Source organism: Kitasatospora sp. NPDC093558 (assembly GCF_040683475.1).
Lineage (GTDB): Bacteria > Actinomycetota > Actinomycetes > Streptomycetales > Streptomycetaceae > Kitasatospora.
The window spans coordinates 1-5168 of record NZ_JBFBDY010000454.1 but is presented as its reverse complement, the minus strand read 5'-3'; the positions used below and the strand labels follow the sequence as shown (position 1 = coordinate 5168).

The following is a 5168-nucleotide window of genomic DNA, read 5'->3' as shown; positions in this document are numbered from 1 at the left end:
CTAGGGCGTGTCTGACAATTCCCGTCGTCCGCCCGGAGGGCGGGCGGGGCGGCGTTGGGGTGCGTGCATCGCAAGGCGGAGGAGGGAGGCGATGCGGAGCATCGGGCGACTGACGACAACGCGGCGAGGCGCGTGCCCCGGCGTCGCCCCGCAGACGGGAATTGTCAGACACGCCCTAGGCAGGGGCCTGGTCGCCGGTCCGCTCACCGTCCGCGACGATCCGGCGCAGCACGAAGCGCTGCAGCTTGCCGCTGGTGTTGCGGGGCAGGGCGTCGCAGAACCGCACGTCGCGTGGGTACTTGTAGGGGGCCAGTACCTGTTTGACGTGGTCCTGGATCTCCTTGGCCTTGGCGGCGGCCGCCTCGCCGTCCGGGACGCCGTCGCGCAGGACGACGAACGCGCAGACGACCGAGCCGCGTTCGGGGTCGGGCTTGGCGACGACGCCGGACTCGACGACGTCCGGGTGGGTGTCGATGGCGGCCTCGACCTCGGGGCCGCCGATGTTGTAGCCCGAGGAGACGATCATGGCGTCGCTGCGGGCCTGGTAGAAGTAGTAGCCGTCGGCGTCGCGGTAGAAGAGGTCGCCGGTGACGTTCCAGCCGTCCACGACGTACTCGTCCTGGCGCGGGTCGTCCAGGTAGCGGCAGCCGACCGGGCCGATGACGGCGAGCCGGCCGGGCTCGCCGGGGCCGAGCTCGTGGCCGTCGAGGTCGAGGATGGTGGCCCGGTAGCCGGGCAGCGGGCGGCCGGTGGCGCCGGGGCGGATGTCGTCGCCGGCGGCCGAGATGAAGATGTGCAGCAGTTCGGTGGCGCCGATGCCGTCGATGACGCGCAGGCCGAGGCGGTCGCGCAGCTGCTCCCAGGTGGTCTGCGGCAGGTGCTCGCCGGCCGAGACGGCGGCGCGCAGCCCGGCGAGCCGGTGTTCCTGCCCCTCCCGGAGGATCGCCTTGTACGCGGTGGGCGCGGTGGCGAGGACGGTGACGCCCTGGCGCTCGACGAGTTCGGCGAGTTGGAGCGGGGTGGCGGACTCGGTGAGCAGCGCGCAGGCGCCGGCGCGCAGCGGGAAGACGACGAGCATGCCGAGGCCGAAGGTGAAGGCGAGCGGCGCCGAGCAGGCGACGGTGTCGCCGGGGCCGAGGCCGAGGAGGGGGCGGCCGAAGGTGTGGTCGATGGAGAGCACGTCGCGGTGGAAGTGCATGGTGATCTTGGGGACGCCGGTGCTGCCGGAGGTCGGGCCGAGCAGGGCGACGTCGTCGGCGGCGGTCGGGACGTCGGTGAACTCGCCCGACTTGGCGGCGGCGCGGGCGACGAGGTCGTCCGGGCCGGGCGTGCCGTGGGTGACGATCGTGAGGGAGGCAGTGGTGAGGGAGGCGCTGTGGAGTTGCTCGACCTCCTCGGTGTAGCGGTGGTCGACGAGCGCGACGGTGGGCCTGGTGCGGTCGACGATCGGGGCGAGCTCGCGGGCGCGCAGCGCGGCCATCGTGGTGACGGCCACGCCGCCCGCCTTGAGCACGCCGAGCCAGGCGGCCACCGCCCAGGGGTTGTTGGGCGAGCGCAGCAGGACGCGTCCGCCGGGCACGAGGCCGAGGTCCTCGGTGAGCACCTGGGCGACCTGGTTGGCCCGGAGCCGGAGGAGGCCGTAGGACCACGTCTCCCCGTCGGGCGTGCGCAGGGCCGGCAGGTCGGGGCCGTGCTCCGCCACCGGGCGGTCGATCAGCTCGGTGGCGGCGTTGAGCCGGTCCGGGTAGTGCAGGGCCGGCGTGGTGAACTCGATGGTCGGCCAGAGTCCGGCCGGGGGGAGGTGGTCGCGGGTGAAGGTGTCCTGGTGGGCCGAGGGCGAGAGGGGGCCTGAGAGGGGCAACGGACGGGTCCTTCCGGGAACTCGCGGGAGGGGGCCGCGAGATCAGGTGGTGCGGATCAGCCCTCCTGGGGCGTGCGGATCATGCCCTCCTGGGCGACGGTGGCGAGGTGGCGGCGGTCGCGGGTGAAGAAGCGGCCGGTGCCGAGGCCGCGGCCGTTGTCGGCGGCGACCGCCTCCTGCACGTACAGCAGCCAGTCGTCCACCGGGCCGGGGCGGTGGAACCACATCGCGTGGTCGAGGCTCGCCGTTACCAGCCCCGGCTGCGCCCACGCGAGGCCGAGCACGCGCAGGACGGGCTCCAGGATCGTGTAGTCGCAGACGTAGGCGAGGGCGGCCTGGTCGCGCTGCGCGTCGGTGAGGCCCTCGACGGGCCGCAGGCGGTCGAACGGGCGCAGCCAGACGGCCTGGTGGGGGGTCCGCTCGCCGTCGACGGTCAGGTAGACCGGGCCGGGCACGTGCCGCATGTCGAAGCTGCGGCCGCCGGACCAGTAGGCCTTCGACCCGTCGGTCATCGTCCCGCCGCTGCGGGCGGCGAGGTACGCGGCCGAGCTCGGCAGGCTCTCGGGGCCGGGGAGCGAGCCGTCGAAGCCGGCGGCGAAGCTGCCGCCGGGCTCGCCGGCCGCGAAGTTGGCCAGGCAGACGTACAGCGGCTTGCCGTTCTGGTAGCCGCGCACCTGGCGGGTGCTGTAGCCGCGGCCGTCGCGCAGGACCTCGACATCGTAGCGGACGTCGGCGCCGATGTCGGCCGGGCGCAGGAAGTAACCGTGCATCGAGTGCAGCGACTTGCCGTCCGTGACCGAGCGCATCGCCGCGGCGGCGGCCTGGGCGACGAGGTCGCCGCCGTAGGCCTTGGGCCACGGGCAGGGCTGGGTGGTGGCGGTGAAGGCGAGGTCGAAGTGTTCGGGCTCGGCGGGCTTGAGGGTGACGGCGGAGGTGAAGACCTCGGACGTGAAGATCTCGGGCGTGAAGACCTCGGGCGTGAAGATCTCGGAGGTCGGGGAGCCGGCCGTGCCTTCCGGGGCCGTCAACGGTCCGTCCAGTCGCGCAGGTCGGCGTCGGCGACGTCCGGCAGGTTGACGACGATGTTGTCGGGCGTGCGGGTGGTCATCCACACGAGGCGCTCGGTGCGCGAGAGGTTGCACTCGATGTGGGGCATGAACGGCGGCACGAAGACCCAGTCGCCCTGCTCCATGTCGATGTAGTCCTCGAACCGCTCGCCGAAGTAGATGCGCCCCCGGCCCTCCAGGACGTAGCCGCCGGTCTCGGCCTCGCCGTGGTGGTGGCTCACCGAGCGGTAGCCGGGCCGGTTGCTGACCTGGCCGAACCAGAGCCGGCGGGCGGGGGTGTGCGCGCTGCTCACGCCCGAGATCCGCACGGCGCCGCCGGAGTCGGCGGCGCCAGGGTCCTCCATGCCGCGGCGGGTGACGACGGGGGCGACCAGGCCGCTCGGGAGGCGGTACATCGAATTGTCGCCGTCGAGTCGGTACTTGCTGAGATCGGGCTCCATGCGGACGGCTCCGTTTCTCGGGATCGGTATCTCGTTTTTTTCACGACCGTCATCTACTGTCAATACATCCCGCCACGACACCCCGCTGGAGGTGGCATGACGCCCGGCACCGCCCGTACGGCGCCCGTTCCCGTCAACCCGAGCTCCCTGCCGAAGCCGAGCGGCTACTCGCACGGGACGCTCGCCGGCAACACGCTCCACCTCGGCGGGCAGACCGCCCTCGATGCCCGGATGCGGATCGTGCCGGGCGGCATCGTCGAGCAGTTCCGGCAGGCCTTCGGCAACCTGCTGGCCACCCTGCGCGAGGCGGGCGGCGAACCCGGGGACCTGGTCAGCGTGACGATCTACCTGACCGACATCCCCGACTACCAGGCGCACGGCAAGGAGATCGGCGAGGTCTGGCGCGAGCTGGCCGGACCGGTCTACCCGGCCATGGCGGGCATCGGCTGCACCGCGCTGTGGCAGCCCGAGGCGCTGATCGAGATCCTCGGCGTCGCGGTGATCCCGGACGAGCGGCTGGTGCGGCCGGCGTCGTGAATCGATCTTCCCTGACGGTCGCAACGGAGGTGTCGGCAGGATGAGACTCGCAGCCCTCACGGTCGACGGCAGGCCGCGGGCCGGAGCCGTCCACGACGACGGCAAGGCCCTGGCGCTGCTGCCCGAGTGGCTCGGCACCGTCGACGTCCTCGTGCGCGGCGGGCCGGACGGCCTGGCGGCGGCGCACGCCGCGCTGGCCGGCTCCCCGTCCGTCGCGCTCGCCGACGTCCGCCTGGAGTCGCCGCTGCAGCATTTCAACCGCGACATCCTGTGCACCGGCTGGAACTACTGGGACCACTTCGAGGAGTCCCGCGGCAAGCGCGGCGGCCAGGACCCGGCCGGGCGCCCCACCCGTCCGACCTTCTTCACCAAGGGCCCGGACACCGTCATCGGCCCGGCCGACGACATCGCCTACGACCCGGAGCTCTCCGCCCAGTGGGACTACGAGGCCGAGATCGCCCTCGTCATCGGCCGCGACGGCCGCTCGATCCCGGAGGCGGACGCCCTCGACCACGTCTTCGGCTACCTCGTCGCCAACGACGTCTCCCAGCGCGACCTCCAGCGCGCGCACGGCGGCCAGTGGCTCAAGGGCAAGAGCATCGACGCCACCATGCCCCTCGGCCCCTGGCTCACCACGGCGGACGAGGTGCCCGACCCGGGCCGGCTGCGCGTGCGGTGCGAGGTCAACGGCGAGCTGCGCCAGGACGCCTCCAGTGCCCAAATGGCCTTTCCGATCGCCCGGTTGATCGCCGAGCTGAGCCAGGGGATGACGCTGCGCGCGGGCGACGTCCTCCTCACCGGCACGCCGAGCGGCATCGGCAGCGCCCGCGACCCGCAGGTCTTCCTGCGCGACGGGGACGTCGTCGTCACGCGCGTCGACGGGCTCGGCGAACTGCGCAACCGGGTGGTGCGGACGTCGCTGATGTGATGAACCGGAGAGGCGATAGGCTGCCCGCCGATGGGCTTGATCAACAACGGGCTTGATCGCCGATCCGCTGCGCCGGCCCGGGACGAGCCCGAGACGAGGAGAACAGACCTGTGACGGCCGGGCACGACGAGTCCCCCGCGGCCGGCCGCGACGCGCGGCACGGCCCGCTTATCACCACCACCTTCGGCCTGTACGCGCGCGGCGAGGAGAACTGGCTCTCCGTCGCGTCGGTGGTCCGGCTGATGGGCGACCTCGGCGTCGAACCGCCCGCCGTCCGCTCGTCGGTCTCCCGCCTCAAGCGCCGCGGCCTCCTGGTCAGCGAGCGCCACGCCGGC

5 protein-coding genes and 1 pseudogene are annotated in these 5168 nt (G+C 72.9%); 3 read left to right on the top strand and 3 right to left on the bottom strand.

Going from position 1 to position 5168, the window contains the following annotated elements; all coding sequences use genetic code 11:
* Positions 1–175 precede the first annotated feature (175 nt).
* The 3 genes from AB0O00_RS28885 to AB0O00_RS28875 are packed head-to-tail and all read right to left on the bottom strand — an operon-like array spanning position 176 to position 3368.
* Positions 176–1861: an AMP-binding protein gene (locus AB0O00_RS28885; protein ID WP_363656670.1), complete on the bottom strand. Its 1686-nt coding sequence runs from the start codon at positions 1859–1861 to the stop codon at positions 176–178.
* Between the two features lie 56 nt (positions 1862–1917).
* The gene (locus tag AB0O00_RS28880) at positions 1918–2847 is read right to left on the bottom strand and encodes an acyl-CoA thioesterase domain-containing protein (RefSeq protein WP_363656672.1); all 930 of its coding nucleotides are present in this window, start codon (positions 2845–2847) and stop codon (positions 1918–1920) included.
* Between the two features lie 38 nt (positions 2848–2885).
* Positions 2886–3368 carry a cupin domain-containing protein gene (locus AB0O00_RS28875; RefSeq protein WP_363656669.1) on the bottom strand — a complete coding sequence of 161 codons (483 nt, stop codon included), beginning with the start codon at positions 3366–3368 and terminating at the stop codon, positions 2886–2888.
* 96 nt (positions 3369–3464) lie between these two features.
* Here AB0O00_RS28875 and AB0O00_RS28870 point away from each other — a divergent pair, with 96 nt between their 5' ends.
* From AB0O00_RS28870 to AB0O00_RS28860, 3 genes and pseudogenes are all read left to right on the top strand, one after another.
* A complete protein-coding gene (locus AB0O00_RS28870) occupies positions 3465–3905 on the top strand; it encodes a RidA family protein (RefSeq protein ID WP_363656667.1) in 441 nt (146 codons plus the stop codon).
* A gap of 40 nt (positions 3906–3945) precedes the next feature.
* The gene (locus AB0O00_RS28865) at positions 3946–4833 is read left to right on the top strand and encodes a fumarylacetoacetate hydrolase family protein (RefSeq protein ID WP_363656665.1); all 888 of its coding nucleotides are present in this window, start codon (positions 3946–3948) and stop codon (positions 4831–4833) included.
* 110 nt (positions 4834–4943) lie between these two features.
* Positions 4944–5168 (top strand): annotated as a pseudogene (locus AB0O00_RS28860) (PaaX family transcriptional regulator); the annotation flags it as partial.

Excerpts from the sequence above, each read along its gene's own strand:
- AB0O00_RS28875 (WP_363656669.1), bottom strand. The coding sequence starts at position 3,368 with ATGGAGCCCGATCTCAGCAAGTACCGACTCGACGGCGACAATTCGATG.
- AB0O00_RS28870 (WP_363656667.1), top strand. The coding sequence starts at position 3,465 with ATGACGCCCGGCACCGCCCGTACGGCGCCCGTTCCCGTCAACCCGAGC.
- AB0O00_RS28865 (WP_363656665.1), top strand. The coding sequence starts at position 3,946 with ATGAGACTCGCAGCCCTCACGGTCGACGGCAGGCCGCGGGCCGGAGCC.